The organism is Methylobacterium sp. J-092, assembly GCF_022829325.1.
GTDB lineage: Bacteria > Pseudomonadota > Alphaproteobacteria > Rhizobiales > Beijerinckiaceae > Methylobacterium.
In genome coordinates this window covers 61,412-83,711 of the sequence record NZ_JAKSXU010000108.1, presented here as the reverse complement: position 1 = coordinate 83,711, position 22,300 = coordinate 61,412, and the positions used below count along the sequence as shown (strand labels likewise).

Here is a 22,300-nt window from a genome sequence, read left to right as displayed (position 1 = left end):
CGGCCGTTCACGGTCGATGGCCATCCAGACAGACGGATTCTGACATGGCCGACACCGCCGCCCTCGCTCCCGCGGACGCCGCCATCGCCCCGGTCATTTCCGAAGGCAGGGACGACCGCGCCCTGCATCGCAGGATCATGCTCGGCATCGCCGTGTTCCTCGCGGTGGCGCCGTTCGTGCTCTACCCCGTGTTCCTGATGAAGGTGCTGTGCTTCGGGCTGTTCGCGCTCGCGTTCAACCTGCTGCTCGGCTACGGCGGCCTGCTCTCCTTCGGGCACGCCGCGTATTTCGGGATGGCGAGCTATCTCTGCGCCTACGCGGCCAAGGTCTGGGGCCTGAGCCCGGAACTCGCGATCCTCTGCGGCACGCTGACGGCGGCGCTGCTCGGGCTGGTCTTCGGGGCGCTCGCGATCCGGCGCCAGGGCATCTACTTCTCGATGATCACGCTGGCGCTCGCGCAGATGGCGTTCTTCTTCTCGCTTCAGGCCAAGTTCACCGGCGGCGAGGACGGGATCCAGGCGGTGCCGCGCGGCGCCCTGTTCGGCACGATCAGCCTCGCCGACGACCGCGCGCTCTACGGCCTCGTGGCTTTGGTGTTCATGGGCGGCCTGCTGCTGATCTACCGCATCATCCACTCGCCGTTCGGGCAGGTGCTGAAGGCGATCCGCGACAACGAGCCCCGCGCGATCTCGCTCGGCTACCGGGTGAACCAGTACAAGCTCGCGGTGTTCGTGCTCTCGGCGACGCTCGCGGGGCTCGCCGGCTCCACCAAGGCGATCGTGTTCCAGCTCGCCTCCCTCACCGACGTGCACTGGGCGATGTCGGGCGAGGTGGTGCTGATGACGCTGGTCGGCGGCATGGGCACGGTGTTCGGGCCGATCATCGGCGCGCTGGTGATCGTCACGATGGAGACCTACCTTGCGCAGTTCGGCGCCTGGGTGACGATCATCCAGGGCGTGGTCTTCGTGCTCTGCGTGCTGCTGTTCCGCGAGGGCATCGTCGGCCTGATCGCGCGGATCACCCGGCGTCCGCTGTGACCCGGGCCGGCGGAGGCGCGGGGAGGGTGGGCGCATGAGCCCGTTCGAAAGCGGGCTCGACCGCTCGGCCGCGAACTGCGCGGCGCTGACGCCCGTGAGCTTCCTGGCGCGCGCCGCCGACGCCTTCGCCGACCGCTTGGCGGTGATCGACGGCGACCGGCGCCTGACCTACCGCGCGCTCGACGCCCGCTGCCGCCGCCTCGCCGCGGCGCTGGGGGGGCGCGGGATCGGCCGGCTCGACACGGTGGCGATCCTGGCCGGCAACGTGCCCGCGATGATCGAGGCGCACTTTGCCGTGCCGATGCTCGGCGCGGTGCTGAACCCGCTCAACACCCGCCTCGACGCCGCCACGCTCGCCGCCTCGCTGACCCATGGCGGGGCGCGGGCGCTGATCGTCGACGCGCCGTTCCGGGCGCTCGCCGCCGAGGCGCTGGAGGCCGTCCCGAACCCGATCCTGGTGATCGCCGTGGACGACCCCGGGGGCGGCGGCCTCGCCTACGAGGACCTCGTCGCGGAGGGCGACCCGGACTTCGTCGGGCCGGGGCCGGACGACGAGTGGCAGTCGCTCTGCCTGCTCTACACCTCGGGCACCACCGGCGACCCGAAGGGCGCGGTCTACAGCCACCGCGGCGCCTACCTCCAGGCCCTCGGCAACGCGCTCACCTTCGGGCTCTCGCCGGGCAGCGTCTATCTCTGGACGCTGCCGATGTTCCATTGCAGCGGCTGGTCCTACCCCTGGGCGGTGGTGGCGGCCGGCGGCACCCAGGTCTGCCTGCGCCGGGTCGAGCCGGCTGCGATCTATCGGGCGATCGCCGAGCACGGCGTCACGCATCTGTGCGGCGCGCCGATCGTGCTGTCGATGATCGTCAACGCCCCCGCGGACGTGCGCAGGCCGTTCCCGCAGCGGGTGCGCTGCGCGACGGGCGGCGCCGCGCCGCCCTCGACCGTGATCGCCGCGATGGAGGCGGCCGGCTTCGCGGTGACCCACCTCTACGGCGCCACCGAAAGCTACGGCCCGGCGACGATCTGCGTGCCCGGCCCCGACTGGGACCGGTTGGAGCCCGGCGAGCGCCACCGCCGCATGGCCCGCCAGGGCGTGGCGCTGCCGACGGTCGAGGCGGTGCGCGTCGTCGATCCCGGAACGCTGGCGGCGGTGCCGCGGGACGGCGCCACGGTCGGCGAGATCGCCCTGCGCGGCAACACCGTGATGAAGGGCTACCTCAAGAACCCCGAGGCGACGGCCGCGACGCTTCGCGACGGCTGGTACCTCTCGGGCGACCTCGCGGTGCAGCACCCCGACGGGCAGATCGAGATCAAGGACCGCGCCAAGGACATCATCATCTCCGGCGGCGAGAACATCTCCAGCCTGGAGATCGAGGAGGTCCTGACCCGCCACCCCGCGGTGATGCTCGCCGCCGTGGTGGCGCAGCCCGACGCCAAATGGGGCGAGAGCCCCTGCGCCTTCCTGGAGCTCAAGGCCGGCGCGACCCCGCCGAGCGAGGCCGAGATCGTCGCCTTCTGCCGGGCCGGCCTCGCCCGCTTCAAGGTGCCGAAGCGGATCGTGTTCGGCCCCCTGCCGAAGACCGCCACGGGCAAGATCCAGAAGTTCGTGCTGCGCGAGCAGGCCCGCGCGCCGTAGACGCGCGCGCCCCAGCAAGGCGTCGCTCCGGACACGATCGGATACGCGCCGTTACGCTTCGTTAACCATCCGCTCGCCATCCTGTGGCCTTCAAGCCGGGAGCGACCGTGGTGACCCAGACCCTGACCCTCAGCTTCGACGACCCCACCGCCGAGTGCCCGCTGCCGCCCGACGCGCTCGGCCGGATCTCCCGCGCCGACCCGGAGACCGTGTCGGCGATGGTCTGCGAGATCCCCGAGGCGACCCGCGCGCGGCTGGCGGTCTACCTCTACGGCCGCAGCCACACCCACGAGCTCGGCATCCGGATCGCGGCCACCTGCGACGGCGCGGTGCTGCGCCGCGCCGCCGGCCTCGTCGGCAACACCCTCTACGACCTGTCGCGCCGCCCCTACGCCGCCCCGAGCTACGGCAGCCACCGTTCGCAGGGCAGCCGGATCAGCCTCGGCGGTCCACGCCTCGACAGCCGCGGCTGAGGACGCGCGGCCGGAGCATGGCACGGCACGGCGTGTGCGAGGGCGCGGCAGCCGTCACGCGAGATGCCGTCCATGCTTTGGATCAGCCTCACCCGGTTGCGGCTGCGCTCCTGGCGCTTCGTGCCCGGGTTCGCGTGGTACGGCGTCCGCTCGGGCCTGCAGGCGCGCAACGCTGCGGGCTACCGCGACGGCGCGCTGCTCGACGACGCCAAGCTGACCTTCTGGACCGTCACCGCCTGGGCCGACGAGGCGGCGATGCGCGCCTACGTGCTGGCCGGCGACCACCGCGCGGCGATGGGCAAGCTCAGCCGCTGGTGCGACGAGGCCTCCGTCGCCCACTGGATCGCGCCGGGCCTGCCGGACTGGCCCGAAGCCGACCGGCGGATGCGCGAGACCGGCCGGCCCTCCAAGGTCCGCCATCCGTCGCCCGCGCACGCGGCGCTCGCCGACGATCCGCCGCGCACGCCCCGCGGCGGGCGGCTTCCCCGGGCGGCCGGCTGAGCCGGACCGCTCAGCCCGGTTTCCGCTCGTCGGACTTCAGCTCCAGGAAGTCCGACTGGGCGAAGGTCAAGCCCCGGAACGGGTCGTCGGTGGTGCCGTCGTGCTCCAGGCGCCGGAGCTGGACCCGGCGGATCTTGCCGGAGATGGTCTTGGGCAGCTCCGCGACGAACTCGATCGCCCGCAGCCGCTTGAACGTCGCGAGCCGCGCGTTGGTGAAGCGGAAGATGTCGAGGGCGGTCTCCCGCGTCGCCTCCGCGCCGCCGACGAGCGACACGAAGGCCTTCGGGATCGTGTAGCGGATCGCGTCGGGCGCCGGCACCACCGCCGCCTCGGCCACCGCCGCATGCGCGATCAGCACGCTCTCCAGCTCGAACGGGCTGATGCGGTAGCCGGAGGACTTGAACACGTCGTCGGCGCGCCCGACGAAGGTCAGGGTTCCGTCCGGCTCGACGAAGGCGACGTCGCCGGTGCGGTAGAGCGGCCCGTCCGCGCCGGAAAGGTGGCCGGCGCCGTCGTCGTAGCCCTGCATCAGGCCGGCCGGGCGGTGCTCGCCGAGGGCGAGGCAGACCTCGCCCTCGCTCGCCGGCTGATCGTCGATGTCGAGGATGCGGACCGTGTAGCCCGGCAGCGGCCGGCCCATGGCGCCGGGCTTCACCGTCTGGCCCGGGGTGTTGGCGACCTGGGCCGTGGTCTCGGTCTGGCCGTAGCCGTCGCGGATGGTCAGGCCCCAGGCGTCGCGCACCCGCTCGATCACCTCCGGGTTCAGCGGCTCGCCGGCGGCGCAGACCTCGCGCAGCGCCAGGTCGTGCCCGGTCAGGTCCTCCTGGATCATCAGCCGCCACACCGTCGGCGGCGCGCACAGGGTGGTGACGCGGCAGCGGCCGAGCACCGCGAGCAGGGCCGGGGCCGAGAACGGCGCCTGGTTGACCACGAACACCGTGGCGCCGGCGTTCCAGGGGGCGAAGACCGAGGACCAGGCGTGCTTGGCCCAGCCGGGAGAGGAGACGTTGCAATGGACGTCGCCGGGCTGCAGCCCGAGCCAGTACATCGTCGACAGGCTGCCGACCGGATACGAGCGGTGGCTGTGCCGCACGAGCTTGGGCTTCGCCGTGGTGCCGGAGGTGAAGTACAGCAGGAACGGGTCGTCGGCGCCGGTCGCCGCGTCGGGCGCGAACGCGTCGGAGGCCGAGAATGCGGCCGCGTAGGGCTGCCAGCCGGGCGCGGCCGGCCCGGTCGTCAGGCGCACCACCGGCCCCAGGTCGAGGCCCTCGAACTTCGGCACCTGATCGGCCCCGGCCACGATCAGCCGCGGCCGCCCGCGGTCGAGCCGGTCGGCGAGCTCGCCGTCGGTCAGCAGCGTGGTCGCCGGGATCACGATCGCCCCGAGCTTCATCGCCGCCAGCATCGTCTCCCACAGGGCCGGCACGTTGCCGAGCAGCAGCAGCAGGGTGTCGCCGCGTCGCAGGCCCAGCGACCGCAGGTGGTTGGCGACCTGGTTCGAGCGCCGGCTCATCTGCGAGAACGAAACCTTCGTCTCCGCCCCCGAGGCCGCGTCGACGATCCACAGGGCAGGGCGGTCGCGGGTCTCCGGGCGGGTCGCGAGGTCCGCGTCGAACCAGTCGAGCGCCCAGTTGAACGCCGCCGCGTCCGGCCATCGGAAGCCCGCATAGGCCGCCGCGTAGTCGGTGCGGTGGGCCAGAAGAAAGTCGCGGGACTCGCGAAAGCTCGGCATCGGCGTTCTCCCTGGTTTTCGGTGGCTTTTCCGTTGTCTTGTGTTCGATCAGTCTTTTGCTGAACTGAAGCTTCGGCGGATCCTCTTTCCCCTCTGCGGGGGCTATCACGTCCGCCCGGCTCGCGCGTTTCGGTTCGAAAACCCCCACCGTCCTCCCGCAGCGCCGGAGGCGAGCCCGGCGACTGTCTTCAGGGTCAAGGGTGATGTGGGGATCCAGTGCCGCCGACAGTGCAAGCTGGAGCACAACCTGCGGCTCTGGATCGCCGGGCTCGCCTGCGGTGCCCCGGGATGACGGGACGGGTGCGAAAACCGGGATTGTGAGCTTCGTGAAGCCGGCAGCCCGTTCGGGAAAGGCGCCTGCCCGCGCGTCCCGTCCCGCTCAGGCGGCCCAGACCTGGCGGTACAGCGTCGCGATCGCCTCCGCGTCCGGCACCACCGGGTTGTTGCCGGGCGAGCCCGAGGCCAGGGCCTGCGCCGCCATGGTCGGGATCAGGCCGTTCCACCGGGCCTCGTCGATGCCGTAGTCGCCCGGCGTCGGCACCTGCAGGTCGTCGTTGAGGTTCTGCAGCTCGGCGATCAGGCGGGAGACCGCGTTGCGCTCGTCGTCGCCCTCCCGCGCCACGCCCATCGCCCGGGCGCAGGCGGCGTAGCGCCCGGGCGCGCCCGGCGCCGAGAAGGCGGTGACGGCCGGCAGCAGCATCGCGTTCGAGAGCCCGTGCGGCACATGGAAATGCGCGCCGATCGGCCGGCTCATCCCGTGGACGAGGGCCACCGAGCTGTTGGAGAAGGCGATGCCTGCTTGCGTCGCGCCGAACATCATCGCCTCCCGCGCAGCCCGGTCGCCCGGATCGGTCCAGACCCGGCGCAGGTTCGGCGCGATCGCCCGCATCGCGGCGAGCGCGAACCCGTCCGAGAACGGGTTGGATTTCCGCGAGACGTAGGCCTCGATCGCGTGGGTCAGCGCGTCGATCCCGGTATCGGCGGTGAGCCGCGCGGGCTTGCTCAGGGTCAGCTCGTAATCGACCAGCGCCGCCACCGGCAGGTAGGCGAGGCCGGCGCACAGCATCTTCTCGTCGGTGGCCCCGTCGGTGACGATGGTGAAGCGCGTCGCCTCCGAGCCGGTGCCGGCGGTGGTGGGGATCGCCAGGATCGGCAGACCGGGCGCGTCCTGGCTGTGAGGCGCCTTGTAGTCGCGCATGTGGCCGCCGTGGCGGGCCAGCACCGCGACGGCCTTGGCCGTGTCCATCGGGCTGCCGCCGCCGAAGCCGACGACGCAATCGTGGTCGCCGGCCTTGAGCGCGGCCAAAGCCGCCTCCACCGAGGCCACGGTCGGGTCCGGCACGGTCTGCGAGAACAGCCCGGCCCGGATGCCGGCCGCCGCTAGGCGCTCGACGAGCCGCCCCGCCCGGCCGCTGTCGGCGAGGTAGGGATCGGTGACGACGAACGGCCGGGACAGCCCGAGCTGCCCCAGCACCTCCGGCAGCAGCCCGCACGCACCGGCTCCGATCCGCATCAGCCGCGGCAGGGCGATGGCGCTGATCATGGCGTTGGATCCGTCTTTCCAAAGGGACGCGCCGAGGGGACGCGCGCGAATGAACGCAGAATACGAAAGGCAGGCTAGCGGCTGCGCGGGCGCGAGGACAAGCCCGGTCGGCGCCCGTCGCGCGACATCCGGCGCGCAGTATCCTGCCTGAGCTTGCCGGTGCGACGCACTATCCCGCCCGCGAGAACAGCGCCTGCGCCGCCTCGACCGCGCCGACGATGAAGGCCGCCACCTCGCGGATGTGGGCGGCCTTCCGGTGGTCCTCGTGGATGTGCATGTGGAAGGCCCGCGTCAGCGACAGCGCGTCCGGCAGCACCGGCACGAGGCCGGGATGGGCGGCCGCGATGAAGGCCGGCACGATGCACAGGCCGGCACCGGCGAGGGTGGCGTGCACCTGGGCGAGCAGGTTCGTCGAGCGCAGCCGCGCGCTGGCGCCCGGCCCGATCACGTTGAGGTAGTTGAGCTCCCGCGCAAACAGCATGTCCTCGATGTAGCTGACGAACGGGTGCCGCCCGAGGTCGGCCGCCGTCCGGATCGGCTCGGCCGCGTCGAGGTAGGCCTTCGACCCGTAGACGAAGAGCCGGTAGTCGGTGAGCCGCCGCGTCACCACCCGCGCCTGTTGCGGCGCCGACAGGCTGACGACGATGTCCGCCTCGCGCTTCGACAGGCTGAAGATCCGCGCGGTCGCCATGATCTCGATCTCGAGCCCGGGATGGGCCTCGGTCAGGCGGTGCATCCGTGGCGCGAGGAACACGCTGCCGAACCCGTCCGGCGCGCCGATCCGCACCGTGCCCGCGACGCTCCGCCCGGTGCCGCCGGCCGCCGAGCCCGAGACGAAGGCGCTCTCCATCGCCTCCGCCGTCCCGAGCAGCGCCTCGCCGGCCTCGGTCAGCGCGTAGCCGAGGTTGCTCTTGTGGAAGAGCCGGCGGTCGAGCCCCTCCTCCAGGGCCAGGATGCGCCGGGCCACGGTGGTGTGCTCGGTGCCGGTCTGCGCCGCCGCGGCCGTCAGCGTGCCGGTGCGGGCGACGGCGAGGAAGAAGCGCAGGTCGTCCCAGTTGCGGGTCTTCTTGAGGGTCACGGGCTTGGGTCCGACGGGGATGGCGCTGTGCATCGATGCACACCGGCTGCGAGCAGGTCCAGCTTTATCGCCCGATCGACGCTGCTATGGTCCGCTCAAAATCGGCTGGCCGTCGCGCCGGCCGGACCTGAGGAAACGAGCACAGGAGAGGCGCACATGCGCACGATCGGGCATTTCATCGGCGGCAAGACCGTCGCGGGCACCAGCGGCCGCTTCGCCGACGTGTTCCTTCCCTCGACCGGCGAGGTCCAGGCCCGCGTCGCACTGGCGAGCCGCGCCGAGCTTCGCGCGGCGGTCGAGAACGCCCGCGACGCGCAAGCCGCCTGGGCCGCGACCAACCCGCAGAAGCGCGCCCGCGTGATGATGCGCTTCCTCGAGCTGATCCGCGGCGAGACGGATTCGCTCGCCGAGCTGCTGGCCTCCGAGCACGGCAAGACCGTGCCCGACGCCAAGGGCGACATCCAGCGCGGCGTCGAGGTGGTGGAGTTCGCCTGCGGCATCCCGCACCTGCTGAAGGGCGAGTTCACGGAAGGCGCCGGCCCCGGCATCGACGTCTACTCCCTGCGCCAGCCGCTGGGCGTGGTCGCCGGCATCACGCCGTTCAACTTCCCCGCGATGATCCCGCTCTGGAAATGCGCCCCGGCCATCGCCTGCGGCAACGCCTTCATCCTCAAGCCGTCCGAGCGCGACCCCGGCGTGCCGATGCGCATCGCCGAGATCTTCCTGGAGGCCGGCCTGCCGCCGGGCATCCTCAACGTCGTCAACGGCGACAAGGAGGCGGTCGACGCGATCCTCGACGACGCGGACATCAAGGCGGTGGGCTTCGTCGGCTCCTCGCAGATCGCCGAGTACATCTATGTCCGCTCCGCGCAGACGGGGAAGCGCGCCCAGTGCTTCGGCGGCGCCAAGAACCACATGATCATCATGCCCGACGCCGACATGGGCCAGGCCGTCGACGCGCTGATCGGCGCCGGCTACGGCTCGGCCGGCGAGCGCTGCATGGCGATCTCGGTCGCCGTCCCCGTCGGCGAGGGCACCGCCGACCGGCTGATGGAGCGCCTGGTGCCGCGGGTGGAGAGCCTCAAGATCGGCCCCTCGCACGACGGCTCGGCCGATTACGGCCCGATGGTCACCGCCGAGGCGGTGGCGCGGGTGAAGGGCTACATCGAGACCGGCCTCCAGGAGGGCGCCGAGCTCGCCGTCGACGGCCGCGGCTTCACCCTGCAGGGCTACGAGAACGGCTTCTACATGGGCGGCTGCCTGTTCGACCGCGTCACCGCCGATATGACGATCTACAAGGAGGAGATCTTCGGCCCGGTCCTCTCGGTCGTGAGGGCCAAGGACTACGAGGAGGCGCTGGCGCTGCCCTCCACCCACCAGTACGGCAACGGCGTCGCGATCTTCACCCAGGACGGCGACGCGGCGCGCGACTTCACCGCCCGGGTCAACGTCGGCATGGTCGGCGTCAACGTGCCGATCCCGGTGCCGATCGCCTACCACACCTTCGGCGGCTGGAAGCGCTCGGGCTTCGGCGACCTGAACCAGCACGGGCCCGACGCGATCCGCTTCTACACCAAGACCAAGACCGTGACGCAGCGCTGGCCCTCGGGCATCAAGAGCGGCGCGGAGTTCTCGATCCCGACGATGCGGTGAACCGACCCTCCCCCCTCTGCGGGGGAGGGAGAACCGTCCAGCCAAGGACTTGATGCCATGCGCTTCGGGCTCGACGAGGATCAGGTGGCCATCCGGGAGATGGCCCAGAACTTCGCGCGCGAGCACATCGCGCCGCACGCCCTCGACTGGGACGCGCGCAAGCACTTCCCCGTCGAGACTCTTCGCGCGGCGGCAGCTCTCGGCATGGCCGCGATCACCATCCGCGAGGATGTCGGCGGATCGGCCCTGAGCCGCGTCGACGCCAGCCTGATCTTCGAGGCTCTGGGCGAAGGCTGCCCGACGGTGGCGGCCTTCCTCTCGATCCACAACCTGTCGTCCTGGATCATCGACGCCTTCGGCAGCGAGGCGCAGCGCCGGCGCTGGCTGCCGTCGCTGACGCGGATGGACAGGATCGCCAGCTATTGCCTGACCGAGGCCGGCTCGGGCTCGGATGCCGCGGCGCTCCGAACCCGCGCGGTCCGCGACGGCGACGCCTACGTGCTGACCGGCGAGAAGCAGTTCATCTCGGGCGCCGGCGCCAGCGACCTCTACCTCGTCATGGCCCGGACCGGAGGCGAGGGCGCGAAGGGCGTCTCGGCGATCGTCGTCGAGAAGGGCACGCCCGGCCTCTCCTTCGGCGCCGACGAGCGCAAGATGGGCTGGAACGCCCAGCCGACCCGCGCGGTGCGCTTCGACCAGTGCCGGGTGCCCGTCGAGAACCGGCTGGGCGCCGAGGGCGACGGCTTCCGCTACGCCATGGCCGGGCTCGACGGCGGCCGCCTCAACATCGCCGCCTGCGCGCTGGGCGGCGCGCAATCGGCCCTCGACCGGACGCTCGCCTACATGGGCGACCGCCGCGCCTTCGGCCAGAAGCTCTCGGACTTCCAGGCGCTGCAGTTCCGGCTGGCCGACATGGCGACCGAGCTCGAGGTCGCCCGCGCGTTCCTGCGCCACGCGGCCGCCGCCCTCGACGCCAGGGCGCCGGAGGCGACCAAGCTCTGCGCCATGGCCAAGCGCCACGTGACGGACGCCGCGTTCCACGTCGCCAACGAGGCGCTGCAGCTCCACGGCGGCTACGGGTATCTCGCCGAGTACGGCATCGAGAAGATCGTCCGGGATCTGCGCGTCCACCAGATCCTGGAGGGCACCAACGAGATCATGCGGGTGATCATCGCCCGCGCGCTGCTCGGGGAGCGCTGATGCCCGACATCCTCGTCGAGCGCGTCGGCACGCTCGGGCGCATCCGCCTGAACCGGCCGAAGGCCTTGAACGCGCTGACCCACGGCATGGTCGGCGCGATCGATGCCGCCCTCGATCTTTTCGCCGCCGACGAAGGCGTCGCCGCGATCCTGCTCACCGGCGAGGGCGAGCGCGGCCTGTGCGCCGGCGGCGACCTGCGCTCGCTCTACGAGAGCGCGGGTTCAAGGTCCGCCGAGGACTTCTGGCGCGACGAGTATCGCCTCGATGCGCGGATCGCGCATTACGAAAAACCGTTCGTGGCGATCCTGGACGGGATCACCATGGGCGGCGGCGTCGGGCTGTCGGGCCATGCCGGCCACCGCGTCGTCACCGGGCGCTCCCGCATCGCCATGCCGGAGACCGGCATCGGCTACCTGCCCGACGTCGGCGGCACCTGGCTGCTGCCGCGCGCGCCCGGCGAGACCGGGACCTATCTCGGGCTGACCGGCGAGCCCATGGGCGCGGCCGACGCGATCTTCGCGGGGTTCGCCGACGCCTGCGTGCCCGCAGCGACGCTGCCCGCCCTGATCGATGCGCTCGCCGCCCTCGCCCCGGAGGCCGGCCACGCCACCGTCCGGGCGGCGATCGACGCGCGCGCCGTCACGCCGGGGCCGGCCCCGCTCGCCGCGGCGCAAGCCGTCATCGACCGCTGCTTCGCGCACGATCGCGTCGAGGACATCCTGGCCGCGCTCGCCGCCGAAGGCTCCGAATTCGCCGGGCGGACGCGCGCGACGCTGCTGGAGAAGTCGCCGTCGAGCCTCGTGCTGACGCTGCGCCTGCTGCGTCTCGGCCGCGCGGCGACGACGCTGGAGGCCTGCCTGGAGCGCGAGTTCCACGCGTCCCTCGCCCTGCTGGCGGAGGGGGATTTTCGCGAGGGCATCCGCGCGGCGGTGATCGACAAGGACAAGGCGCCGCGCTGGTCGCCGCCGACCCTCGACGCGGTCGACCCCGAACGGATCGCCGGCTGGCTCGCGCCGCGGGCGGCCCCGGTCTTTTCGGTGCCGGACGACGTCTTGTCCCCCCTGCTCCCTCATCCTGAGGCGCCCGCGCCAGCGGGCCTCGAAGGAGGGCTCCAGGGATCGCAGCGCGACCTGGATGTCTCCTTCGAGGCCTCCGCTTCGCTCCGGCACCTCAGGATGAGGGGGTGGATGGGAGCAAGGAACAAGGATCGGTCGTGCTCCACGCAGAGCGCCGCCGTGAGAGACATACGGGAGGAACCCATGACGACGCGGCCCCAGACCATCGCCTTCATCGGGCTCGGCAACATGGGCGGCCCGATGGCGGCCAACCTCGTCCGCGCCGGGCACGCGGTCCGCGGGTTCGACCTCGCCCCGGCCTCGCTGGAGGCGGCGCGGGCCGAGGGCGTCGCCGTCGCCGGCTCGGTGCTGGAGGCGGTCGAGGGCGCGTCCGCGGTGGTGACGATGCTGCCGGCCGGCCGGCACGTGGTCGAGGTCTGGTCGCAGGTCGCCGGAGCGGTCCCCGCCGGCACCCTGCTGATCGATTCCTCGACGGTCGACGTCGCGAGCGCCCGCCAGGCCCACGCCCTGGCCGAGGCGCGCTCCTGCCCCGCGATCGACGCGCCGGTCTCCGGCGGCACCGGGGGCGCCAAGGCCGGGACGCTGACCTTCATGGCCGGCGGCTCGGAACAGGCCTTCGCCGCCGCCGAGCCGATCCTGAAGCGGATGGGCCGGAGCGTGTTCCATTGCGGCGCGGCCGGCTCCGGCCAGGCCGCCAAGATCTGCAACAACATGATCCTCGGCATCTCGATGATCGGCGTGTGCGAGGCCTTCGCGCTCGGCGAGAAGCTCGGGCTCTCGCAGCAGGCCCTGTTCGACGTGGCCTCGGTCTCGTCCGGGCAGTGCTGGTCGCTCACCACCTATTGCCCGGTGCCGGGGCCGGTGCCGACCTCGCCCGCCAACACCGGCTACCGGCCGGGCTTCGCTGCCGCCCTGATGCTGAAGGACCTGCGCCTCGCGCAAGAAGCCGCCGGCACCGCCGGCGCCGCGACGCCCCTCGGCGCCGAGGCCGAGCGCCTCTATGCCCGGTTCGACGCGCAAGGCCACGGCGGGCAGGATTTCTCGGCGATCGTCCAGATGCTGCGCGGACCGCGCGAGGAGGTTTGACCATGCCGGAGAATCTGACCGGGGACGAGACGATCCTCATCGAGACGCGCGGGCGCGTCCGGCTCATCACCCTGAACCGGCCCAAGGCCTTGAACGCGATCAACGCGCAGCTCACCAGAGCGTTGATCGCGGCGGCGACCGCCGCCGATGCCGATCCGGGGATCGGCTGCATCGTGATCACCGGGTCGGCCAAGGCCTTCGCCGCCGGCGCCGACATCAAGGAGATGCAGGCGGCGACCTATGCCGAGATGTATGCCGGCGACCGCTTCGCCGACTGGGAGCGCTTCACGGCCCTGCGGACCCCGATCGTCGCGGCCGTGGCCGGCTTCGCGCTCGGCGGCGGCTGCGAGCTCGCGATGATGTGCGACCTGATCCTGGCCGCCGACACCGCGCAGTTCGGCCAGCCGGAGATCAAGCTCGGGGTGATGCCCGGCATCGGCGGCAGCCAGCGGCTGACCCGGTTCGTCGGCAAGGCCAAGGCGATGGAGATGTGCCTGACCGGCCGGATGATGGATGCGGCCGAGGCCGAGCGGGCCGGGCTGGTCTCGCGGGTCGTGCCCGCCGACGGGCTCGTCGCGGAGGCGATGCGGGTCGCCGAGACCATCGCCGGCATGTCCAAACCGATCGCGATGATGACCAAGGAGGCGGTCAACCGCGCCTACGAGACCACGCTCGCGGAAGGCGTGCGCTTCGAGCGGCGGGTGTTCCACGCGATGTTCGCCACCCAGGACCAGAAGGAGGGCATGGCCGCCTTCGTCGAGAAGCGCGCGCCGAAGTTCACGCACGGGTAGCGCCACTTCTCGCTACGGAGGCCGATCGTCTTCACGCATCGTCCCGGCCTCGAGCCAAACTCATCCGGCCCTGCCCCGTCATCCCGGGGCTGCGCAGCAGAGCCCGGAATGACGGGGCGGGGCCGGTGGGGGCCGATCGCGTTCCGCTCCGATGAGATGCCTTTCCGGAAAACCCTGTCCCTTTCCGAACGGGTGGGGGACTCACGCCCTCGACGGTGCGCGGTGCGGTCGCCCGGGCGGTCGAAGGGGGCTGCATGGTGCGTCGTTCCGGCTCAGGCGGCCTGGCCGCCGTAGGTCGCGAACGAGGACTCGACCTTGTCGGCGAGCGCCGGCTCGACCTCGGCCGAGACCTTGAGGCGCCCGGCGAGCTTCGGCTCGCCGTCGGTGTGGGTCTTCTCGACGCGGCCGTCCTCGATGTCGGCGCCCGCGGTCTCGGTGCCGGCGCTGTTCTCGTCCGAGACCGGCGCGATGGTCACGGCCTTGCGGTCGATCTTGTGCTCCTGGACGAGGTGCTCGACCGCCATCTCGGCGTCGCGGCGGGTCTCGAACGTGGCGGCGATGATCTTCGACATGGATCTGGCTCCGATGGCGGGGCGGTCCGGCCCCGCGGGGGTTCCGCCGTCAATCGCAGGCGCGGCGCTCCGTTCCGGATCGCCGCGCCTCGTGCGTCAGTACATCGGCGTGCCGCCGGTGACGGGCACTAGGGCGCCGGACATGTAGCTGCCCTCGCGCGAGGCCAGCAGCACGTAGGCCGGGGCGAGCTCGGCCGGCTGCCCGGCGCGGCCGAGGGGCGTGTCGGCCCCGAGCTGCTCGATCTGCTCGGGGCTCTTCACGATCGGCTGGATCGGGGTCCACACGGGGCCGGGCGCGACGCAGTTCACCCGGATGCCCTTCGGCGCCAGCAGGTTCGACAGCCCGATCGTCAGGCTCGCGATCGCGCCCTTGGTGGCGGCGTAGATCAGCATCGTCTTGTCGGCGACCTTGGCCTGCTGGCTCGTCGAGTTCACAATCGCCGAGCCCGGCTTCATGTGCGGCACCGCCGCCTGGGCGAGGTAGTACATCGCGAAGACGTTGGCGCGGAACGAGCCCTCGAGGTCCTTCGCCGTTACGTCGTCGAGCCCTTCGTTGATCGTCTGCGCGGCCGCGTTGTTGACCAGGACGTCGAGGCGCCCGAACGCGGCCACCGTGCGGGCGACGAGGTCGCGGCAATGGGCCTCCTCGCGCAGGTCTCCCGGCAGCAGCAGGACGCGGCGCCCGGCCTGCTCGACCCAGCGCGCCGTCTCCTCGGCATCGGACTGCTCGACCGGCAGGTAGGAGATCGCCACGTCGGCGCCCTCGCGGGCGTAGGCGATCGCCACCGCGCGGCCGATCCCGGAATCGCCGCCGGTAATCAGCGCGACCTGATCCGTCAGCAGCCCCTTGCCGACGTAGCTGTGCTCGCCGTGATCGGGGGCGGGGGTCATCCGCGACGACAATCCCGGCCGCTCCTGCTGCTGGTCGCCGGGGAAGGGGGGCCGGGCTCCGGCCTCGCGGGGATCGTCGGTCATGGTTGGCTGCTCCCGGTGTCGCTTCCCATCGAGATAGGGCGCGGCGCCGCGGACGCAGGCGCGACCCGATGACCGCGGCGCCGGCGATCCCGATCGAACGATCGCGGCGACGCCTCAGATCGCCAGGCCGAGCTGCAGCGGTTCCGCGGCGTCGCCGTGGTCGAGGGCCGAGAGCGAGACGCCGAGCAGCCGCACGCTGCGCCGGAGCGGGCGGAGGTCGCGCAGCAGGCCCAGGCTGATCGCCTCCAGGCTGGCGCGGTCGCCGACGGGGGCCGCCAGGGAGCGCGCCCGCGTGACCTGCGCGAAGTCGGAGAATTTCACCTTCAGCGTCACGGTCCGGCCGCGCAGACCCTTGGCGGCGCAGGCCGCCGCGACCTTGTCGAGGATCGGCGCGAGGCGCTCGGCGAGGATTTCGAGGTCGGCGCTGTCGTCGGAGAAGGTGTTCTCGGCACCGATCGACTTGCGGATGCGGTGCGCCCGCACCGGGCGCTCGTCGATGCCGCGGGCCACCCCGTGATAGTAGGGGGCGGCGCTGCCGAGGATGGCGGTCAGATCCTCCAGCGAGCGGGCCTTGAGGTCGCGGCCGGTGTGGATGCCGAGGCGGCGCATCTTCGCCTCCGTCACCGGGCCGATGCCGTGGAAGCGGCCGATGGCGAGGTCCTCGACGAAGGCCGGGCCCATCTCGGGGGTGATCACGAACAGCGCGTCGGGCTTGCGGTAGTCCGAGGCGACCTTGGCGAGGAACTTGTTGTACGAGACGCCGGCCGAGGCGACGAGTCCGGTGCGCGTGCGGATCGTGGTGCGGATCGCCCGGGCGACGGCGGTGGCGGTCGGCAGGCCCTGCAGGTTCTCGGTGACGTCGAGGTAGGCCTCGTCGAGGGAGAGCGGCTCGATCACCGGCGTGTGCTCGGAGAACACCGTCCGGATCTCCTCAGAGATGCCGCGGTAGACCTCGAAGCGCGGGCGCACGAACACCAGGTCCGGGCAGAGCCGGCGCGCCGTCACCGAGGGCATCGCCGAGCGCACCCCGAAGGCCCGCGCCTCGTAGCTCGCGGCGGCCACCACGCCGCGCTCGCGCGAGCCGCCGACCGCGACCGGCCGGCCGCGCAGGGCCGGGTCGTCGCGCTGCTCGACGGAGGCGTAGAACGCGTCCATGTCGATGTGGATGACTTTCCGCACCGGGGCGGTCACTGCGCTGTCCCGTTCCGCGAGACCGCCGCACCGCAGGGCGGCCGCCTCGATGTTCGATCTTTGTTCCGACTGTCCATCACCGCGGGGCGCGGTTCAACCCATCCGGGCGCCGCCGTCCACCGCCGAGCGCACGATCGGCGGCCGCGGCAAAGGCTTTGTTAACCGACCCGGACGATGGTCGCGCCATGGTCGTCCGTCGCCGCGTCAGAATGGTCGTTTTGCCTCTCAGCCTCTGGACCCTGTCCGGGCTGGTCGTCGGCTACTTCGTGTACCAGGCCGAGAACGGCAACCGGGGCCTGGAGGCCAAGCGCGCCCTCAAGATCCAGGCCTTCGGGCTCACCCGGGAGCTCGCGGCGGCCAAGGCCGAGCGGGCGACCTGGGAGCACCGCGTCGCGCTGCTGCGCAGCGAGCAGATCGACCGCGACCTGCTGGAGGAGCGCGCCCGGGTCGTCCTCGGCCGGGTGCACGCCAACGACGTGGTCGTCATCGACCCGTGAGCGGGCACCGCCTCCAGTCCCGCGCGCGCGTCCCGGCTTGAACGCGGCCCGCATCCGCCGTCCCGAGGGGATCATGCCGATCGGGCGTGCGGATCGGGCATGCGGATCGGGTATGACAACCACAAACACCTGTCAGAGCGTCGGCCCTCGCATTCCCGGAGCGCGTGTCCTAAACCGGGAGGGAACAGACGCCAGCACGGGAGCACGCCGATGGATGCCGCGAAAGATGCGGGGCAGCCCAACCCTGCCGCGGAGACGCCGGAGGCCGTGGCGGCCGAGCACCAGCCCGCACCGAACGCGCCGCAATTCACCCGCGAGGAAGACCTCCACGCCTACCATCAGATGCTGCTGATCCGCCGCTTCGAGGAGAAGGCGGGGCAACTCTACGGAATGGGCCTGATCGGCGGGTTCTGCCACCTCTACATCGGCCAGGAGGCGGTCGTCATCGGCATGCAGATGGCCTCGGTCGACGGCGACCAGGTCATCACCGGCTACCGCGACCACGGCCACATGCTCGCCTGCGGCATGGACCCGAAGGGGGTGATGGCCGAGCTCACCGGCCGCCGCGGCGGCTACAGCCGCGGCAAGGGCGGCTCGATGCACATGTTCAGCCGCGAGAAGCAGTTCTTCGGCGGGCACGGCATCGTCGGCGCGCAGGTCTCGCTCGGCACCGGCCTCGGCTTCGCCGACGCCTACCGCAAGAACGGCAAGGTCAGCCTGACCTACATGGGCGACGGCGCGGCCAACCAGGGCCAGGTCTACGAGAGCTTCAACATGGCGCAGCTTTGGAAGCTGCCCGTGGTCTACGTGATCGAGAACAACCGCTACGCCATGGGCACCTCGGTCGCCCGCGCCTCGGCGCAGACGGACTTCTCCCGCCGCGGCATCTCGTTCGGCATCCCCGGCGAGCAGGTCGACGGCATGGACGTGCGCACGGTCCGCGAGGCGGCGGGCCGGGCGATCGCGCATGCCCGCACCGGGGAGGGGCCCTACATCCTCGAGATGCAGACCTACCGCTATCGCGGCCACTCGATGTCCGACCCGGCGAAGTACCGCACGAAGGACGAAGTCTCGAAGATGCGCGACGAGCACGACCCGATCGAGATGGTGCGCAAGCGCCTGATCGAGCTGCACGGCGTCGCCGAGGCCGAGCTCAAGGCCACCGACGCCAAGGTCCGCGAGACCGTCAACGACGCCGCCGAGTTCGCGACGCACGATCCCGAGCCGGATCCGTCCGAGCTGTGGACCGACATCCTCCTGGAAGCGCGCGCCTGAGGGCGCGCCGCCGCCCCGCGACGATCCCCTGCCAGGCCGCCCCGCCCGCCTCACCGATCAGAGACCCTCCATGGCGACCGACATCCTGATGCCCGCCCTGTCTCCGACCATGGAGGAGGGCAAGCTCTCCAAATGGCTCAAGAAGGAGGGCGACGCGATCAAGTCCGGCGACGTGCTCGCCGAGATCGAGACCGACAAGGCGACCATGGAGGTCGAGGCGATCGACGAGGGCACGCTCGCCAAGATCCTGGTCGCCGAGGGCACCGAGGGCGTCGCCGTCAACACCCCGATCGCGATCATCGCGGGCGAGGGCGAGGACGTCGCGGCCGCCGCCGCCGGAGGGGCCTCGTCGAAGCCGAACGGTGCGGACACGGGCGGGCAGCCCGCCCCGACGCCGACGATGCAGGCCGAGGGCATGGCCTCCGGCCCGTCGGCCACCGCCAAGACCGGCGACGACAAGCCCGCGGCGCCGGCCGCGCCCGCCACCATCACCAACAAGGCCGCCGAGCCGGTGATGGAGGAGTTCCCGGCCGGCACCGAGATGGTGACGATGACCGTCCGCGAGGCGCTGCGCGACGCCATGGCCGAGGAGATGCGCCGGGACGAGGACGTCTTCGTGATGGGCGAGGAGGTCGCCGAGTACCAGGGCGCCTACAAGGTCACGCAGAACCTGCTGCAGGAATTCGGCGCCCGCCGCGTGGTCGACACCCCGATCACCGAGCACGGCTTCGCCGGCATCGGCGTCGGCGCGGCCCTGTCGGGCCTGAAGCCGATCGTCGAGTTCATGACCTTCAACTTCGCCATGCAGGCGATCGACCACATCATCAACTCGGCGGCCAAGACCCTGTACATGTCCGGCGGCCAGCTCGGCTGCCCGATCGTGTTCCGCGGCCCCAACGGCGCCGCCGCCCGCGTCGGCGCCCAGCACAGCCACGACTACGCCGCCTGGTACTCCAACGTGCCGGGCCTGAAGGTGATCGCCCCCTACACGGCGTCGGACGCCAAGGGCCTGCTCAAGGCCGCGATCCGCGACCCGAACCCGGTGATCTTCCTCGAGAACGAGATCCTGTACGGCCAGACCTTCCCGGTGCCGAAGCTCGACGACTTCGTGCTGCCGATCGGCAAGGCGCGGATCCACCGCACCGGCAAGGACGTGACCATCGTCTCCTTCGCCATCGGCATGACCTACGCCCTGAAGGCGGCGCAGATCCTGGCCGACCAGGGCATCGAGGCCGAGGTGATCGACCTGCGCACGATCCGGCCGATGGACACCGAGACCGTGCTCGCGTCGGTCAAGAAGACCGGCCGCTGCGTCACGGTGGAGGAGGGCTTCCCGCAATCGGGCATCGGCGCCGAGATCTCGGCCCGCCTGATGGTCGACGCGTTCGACTACCTCGACGCGCCGGTGCTGCGCGTCACCGGCAAGGACGTGCCGATGCCCTACGCCGCCAACCTCGAGAAGCTGGCGCTGCCCAACGTCGCCGAGGTCGTCGAGGCGGCCAAGGCCGTCTGCTACCGGTGAATGCGATCCGCCTTCGTGCCTGACCGGCGGGAACGGGGCCGATCGATGGGTCATGACGTCGTATGAGTGAATCCTTCCAAGCCCTCGAGATTCCCCCCGACGCCCTGGAGCAGGGCGGCATCGAGGTGCTGCGCGCGGCCGTGGTCGACGGGGCGGTGAGCGTGGCGTTGCGCCGGTCCTTCGACGACCCCGCCACGTGGGGCCGCCTGATGGTCGACCTCGCCCGGCAGGCCGCCCGCGCCTACGCCCTGGAGACCGACCTGTCGGAGGAGGAGGCGTTCGAGCGCATTCGCGCGGGGTGGGAGGCCGAGGGCCTCGATCCCGGCGGCCTGAACTGACGGGATTCTGGCCATGGCCGAACCCGCGCTCCGGCACGCCACCTACGCCGACCTCGAAGCGGTCCCCGACCACCTCGTCGCCGAGATCATCGACGGGGCGCTGGAGACGCATCCGCGACCGCGGCCGCGGCATGCGATGGCGGCGGCGGGATTGGCCGCGGAGCTGAACGCGCCCTTCGGACGCGGGCGCGGCGGACCGGGCGGCTGGATCTTCATGATTGAACCCGAGCTCCATCTCGGAGCGCAGGTCGTGGTGCCCGATCTCGCCGGCTGGCGCCGCGAGCGGCTGCCGGCCGAGCCGGAGACCGCCTTCGTCGAGACGCCGCCGGACTGGGTCTGCGAGATCCTGTCGCCGTCCACGGTGCGTCTCGACCGCGGCCCGAAGCGGCGCATCTACGCGGAGGCCGGCGTCGGGCACCTCTGGCTGCTCGATCCCGCCGACGGCGTGCTGGAGGCCTTCGCGCTGACCGCGTCCCGATGGCTGCTGCTCGGGACGGTGACGCGCCGCGAGACCGTGGCCCTGCCGCCTTTCGACGCCGTCCCGTTTCCGCTGGACGACCTGTTTCCCTTCGCCGATCCCCGCGCCGAACCCGACGCCCCCTCCCTGCCCTCGGACGAGACCTGAACCATGCCCGTCAACGTCCTGATGCCCGCCCTCTCGCCGACCATGGAGAAGGGCAACCTCGCCAAGTGGCTCAAGAAGGAGGGCGACGCGATCAAGTCCGGCGACGTGCTCGCCGAGATCGAGACCGACAAGGCGACCATGGAGGTCGAGGCGATCGACGAGGGCGTGCTCGCCCGGATCGTCGTGCCCGAGGGCACCGCCGACGTGCCGGTCAACGACCTGATCGCGGTGATCGCCGTGGACGGCGAGGATCCGGCCGGGGTCCAGGCGGGCGGCGCGGCGCCGGCGCCGGCCCAGGCGTCGAAGGCCGACGCGTCGTCGGCGAACGAGAACACCACGCCCGGCGGCGGCCACATGTCCTACGAGCGGGTCAACGAGGCCCCCGACGGGGCGCGGCCCTCCGCCGAGCCCGACAGAACCAAGTCCGATGGCGCCGCTCATCCGCCGAGCGGGGCGGGCGAGCGCGTCTTCGCCTCGCCGCTGGCCCGCCGCATCGCGAAGCAGGAGGGCATCGACCTCTCGGCCGTGCAGGGGTCGGGCCCGCGTGGCCGGGTGATCGAGCGCGACGTCCGCGCCGCCAAGGAGGCCGGCACCGGCAAGGCCGCGCCCGCCCCCAAGGCGGCCCCGAAGGCGCCCGAGGCGGCACCGCCGGCGCAAGCCGCCGCGCCCGCCCCCGCGGCCAGGGCCGCCGGCCTCACCACCGATCAGGTCCGCGGCTTCTACGCCAAGGACAGCTACGAGGAGGTGCCGCTCGACGGCATGCGCAAGACCATCGCCAAGCGCCTCACCGAGGCGATGCAGGTGGCGCCGCACTTCTACCTGACCGTCGATTGCGAGATCGACGCGCTGATGGCGCTTCGCGAGCAGCTCAACCGGAGCGCCGGCAAGGACAAGGACGGCAAGCCGCTGTTCAAGCTCTCGGTCAACGACTTCGTCATCAAGGCGATGGGCCTCGCCCTGACCCGGGTGCCGATGGCCAACGCCGTCTGGGCCGAGGACCGGGTGCTGCGCTTCAGGAACGCCGAGGTCGGCGTCGCCGTGGCGATCGACGGCGGCCTGTTCACCCCGGTCATCCGCCGGGCCGACGAGAAGACGCTGTCCACCATCTCCAACGAGATGAAGGACTTCGCGGCCCGTGCGCGCGCCAAGAAGCTGAAGCCGGAGGAGTACCAGGGCGGCGTCACCTCGGTGTCGAACCTCGGCATGTTCGGGATCAAGCACTTCACCGCGGTGATCAACCCGCCGCAATCCTCGATCCTGGCGGTCGGCGCCGGCGAGAAGCGGGTCGTGGTCAAGGACGGCGCGCCCGCCGTCGCCCAGGTGATGACCGCGACCCTCTCCTGCGACCACCGCGTGCTCGACGGCGCGCTCGGCGCCGAGCTGATCGCGGCCTTCAAGGGCCTGATCGAGAGCCCGATGGGGATGCTGGTCTGACGACGGGCCGGTCGCGCGGCGCGGCGAGACCGCGTCGTGCCGAGCCGAGCCGCCGGCCGCTT

The 22,300-nt window shown here is 71.9% G+C and carries 20 protein-coding genes and 1 pseudogene; 15 read left to right on the top strand and 6 right to left on the bottom strand.

Annotation, left to right across the window (positions count from 1 at the left end):
* Positions 1-44: 44 nt before the first annotated feature.
* From MKK60_RS12120 to MKK60_RS12105, 4 genes are all read left to right on the top strand, one after another.
* A complete protein-coding gene (locus MKK60_RS12120; protein WP_147728195.1) occupies positions 45-1,037 on the top strand; it encodes a branched-chain amino acid ABC transporter permease in 993 nt (330 codons plus the stop codon).
* A 34-nt stretch (positions 1,038-1,071) separates the two neighbouring features.
* Positions 1,072-2,676 (top strand): AMP-binding protein, encoded by a 1,605-nt coding sequence (locus MKK60_RS12115; protein ID WP_243986054.1) that lies wholly within the window; start codon positions 1,072-1,074, stop codon positions 2,674-2,676.
* Between the two features lie 110 nt (positions 2,677-2,786).
* Positions 2,787-3,149 (top strand): hypothetical protein, encoded by a 363-nt coding sequence (locus tag MKK60_RS12110; protein ID WP_243986046.1) that lies wholly within the window; start codon positions 2,787-2,789, stop codon positions 3,147-3,149.
* Positions 3,150-3,221: 72 nt separating this feature from the next.
* Positions 3,222-3,650 carry a DUF3291 domain-containing protein gene (locus tag MKK60_RS12105; RefSeq protein WP_243986044.1) on the top strand — a complete coding sequence of 143 codons (429 nt, stop codon included), beginning with the start codon at positions 3,222-3,224 and terminating at the stop codon, positions 3,648-3,650.
* A gap of 10 nt (positions 3,651-3,660) precedes the next feature.
* Here the strand turns inward: MKK60_RS12105 and MKK60_RS12100 are convergent, their stop codons facing one another.
* From MKK60_RS12100 to MKK60_RS12090, 3 genes are all read right to left on the bottom strand, one after another.
* On the bottom strand, positions 3,661-5,382 hold the full coding sequence (locus tag MKK60_RS12100; protein WP_243986042.1) for an AMP-binding protein: 1,722 nt from the start codon (positions 5,380-5,382) through the stop codon (positions 3,661-3,663).
* Positions 5,383-5,761: 379 nt separating this feature from the next.
* The gene (locus MKK60_RS12095) at positions 5,762-6,925 is read right to left on the bottom strand and encodes an iron-containing alcohol dehydrogenase (protein ID WP_243948816.1); all 1,164 of its coding nucleotides are present in this window, start codon (positions 6,923-6,925) and stop codon (positions 5,762-5,764) included.
* Between the two features lie 169 nt (positions 6,926-7,094).
* Positions 7,095-8,003 carry a LysR family transcriptional regulator gene (locus MKK60_RS12090; RefSeq protein WP_243986039.1) on the bottom strand — a complete coding sequence of 303 codons (909 nt, stop codon included), beginning with the start codon at positions 8,001-8,003 and terminating at the stop codon, positions 7,095-7,097.
* A gap of 156 nt (positions 8,004-8,159) precedes the next feature.
* Between MKK60_RS12090 and MKK60_RS12085 the strand changes: the two genes are divergently transcribed.
* From MKK60_RS12085 to MKK60_RS12065, 5 genes and pseudogenes are all read left to right on the top strand, one after another.
* A complete protein-coding gene (locus tag MKK60_RS12085) occupies positions 8,160-9,656 on the top strand; it encodes a CoA-acylating methylmalonate-semialdehyde dehydrogenase (protein WP_147842730.1) in 1,497 nt (498 codons plus the stop codon).
* A 57-nt stretch (positions 9,657-9,713) separates the two neighbouring features.
* Complete coding sequence (locus MKK60_RS12080) at positions 9,714-10,856, top strand: acyl-CoA dehydrogenase family protein (RefSeq protein WP_243986037.1); 1,143 nt, start codon at positions 9,714-9,716, stop codon at positions 10,854-10,856.
* Positions 10,856-11,860 (top strand): annotated as a pseudogene (locus tag MKK60_RS12075) (enoyl-CoA hydratase/isomerase family protein); the annotation flags it as partial. The gene MKK60_RS12080 and the pseudogene MKK60_RS12075, both read left to right, overlap by 1 nt.
* Before the next feature lie 255 nt (positions 11,861-12,115).
* Positions 12,116-13,018 carry a 3-hydroxyisobutyrate dehydrogenase gene (mmsB, locus tag MKK60_RS12070; RefSeq protein WP_243986098.1) on the top strand — a complete coding sequence of 301 codons (903 nt, stop codon included), beginning with the start codon at positions 12,116-12,118 and terminating at the stop codon, positions 13,016-13,018.
* Between the two features lie 2 nt (positions 13,019-13,020).
* Positions 13,021-13,809 (top strand): enoyl-CoA hydratase, encoded by a 789-nt coding sequence (locus MKK60_RS12065; protein WP_243986027.1) that lies wholly within the window; start codon positions 13,021-13,023, stop codon positions 13,807-13,809.
* Between the two features lie 272 nt (positions 13,810-14,081).
* Here the strand turns inward: MKK60_RS12065 and MKK60_RS12060 are convergent, their stop codons facing one another.
* The 3 genes from MKK60_RS12060 to dinB form a co-directional block, all read right to left on the bottom strand.
* Positions 14,082-14,381, bottom strand: a complete 300-nt coding sequence (locus MKK60_RS12060) for a hypothetical protein (protein ID WP_147727705.1) — start codon at positions 14,379-14,381, stop codon at positions 14,082-14,084.
* Positions 14,382-14,477: 96 nt separating this feature from the next.
* Positions 14,478-15,356: an SDR family oxidoreductase gene (locus MKK60_RS12055; protein ID WP_243986024.1), complete on the bottom strand. Its 879-nt coding sequence runs from the start codon at positions 15,354-15,356 to the stop codon at positions 14,478-14,480.
* A 114-nt stretch (positions 15,357-15,470) separates the two neighbouring features.
* A complete protein-coding gene (dinB, locus tag MKK60_RS12050) occupies positions 15,471-16,511 on the bottom strand; it encodes a DNA polymerase IV (protein ID WP_243986090.1) in 1,041 nt (346 codons plus the stop codon).
* A 221-nt stretch (positions 16,512-16,732) separates the two neighbouring features.
* Here dinB and MKK60_RS12045 point away from each other — a divergent pair, with 221 nt between their 5' ends.
* The 6 genes from MKK60_RS12045 (at position 16,733) to MKK60_RS12020 (ending at position 22,238) form a co-directional block, all read left to right on the top strand.
* Positions 16,733-17,044, top strand: coding sequence for an FtsB family cell division protein (locus MKK60_RS12045; protein ID WP_147728758.1), 312 nt, complete (start codon positions 16,733-16,735; stop codon positions 17,042-17,044).
* A 210-nt stretch (positions 17,045-17,254) separates the two neighbouring features.
* On the top strand, positions 17,255-18,319 hold the full coding sequence (gene pdhA / locus MKK60_RS12040; RefSeq protein ID WP_147728757.1) for a pyruvate dehydrogenase (acetyl-transferring) E1 component subunit alpha: 1,065 nt from the start codon (positions 17,255-17,257) through the stop codon (positions 18,317-18,319).
* Positions 18,320-18,389: 70 nt separating this feature from the next.
* Positions 18,390-19,841 carry a pyruvate dehydrogenase complex E1 component subunit beta gene (locus tag MKK60_RS12035; protein WP_243948819.1) on the top strand — a complete coding sequence of 484 codons (1,452 nt, stop codon included), beginning with the start codon at positions 18,390-18,392 and terminating at the stop codon, positions 19,839-19,841.
* A gap of 62 nt (positions 19,842-19,903) precedes the next feature.
* The gene (locus MKK60_RS12030; protein WP_147728755.1) at positions 19,904-20,179 is read left to right on the top strand and encodes a DUF5076 domain-containing protein; all 276 of its coding nucleotides are present in this window, start codon (positions 19,904-19,906) and stop codon (positions 20,177-20,179) included.
* A gap of 13 nt (positions 20,180-20,192) precedes the next feature.
* Entirely contained in the window at positions 20,193-20,804 is a 612-nt protein-coding gene (locus tag MKK60_RS12025) for a Uma2 family endonuclease (protein ID WP_243948821.1), read from the top strand.
* A gap of 3 nt (positions 20,805-20,807) precedes the next feature.
* Positions 20,808-22,238, top strand: coding sequence for a pyruvate dehydrogenase complex dihydrolipoamide acetyltransferase (locus MKK60_RS12020; protein ID WP_243986021.1), 1,431 nt, complete (start codon positions 20,808-20,810; stop codon positions 22,236-22,238).
* Positions 22,239-22,300 lie beyond the last annotated feature (62 nt).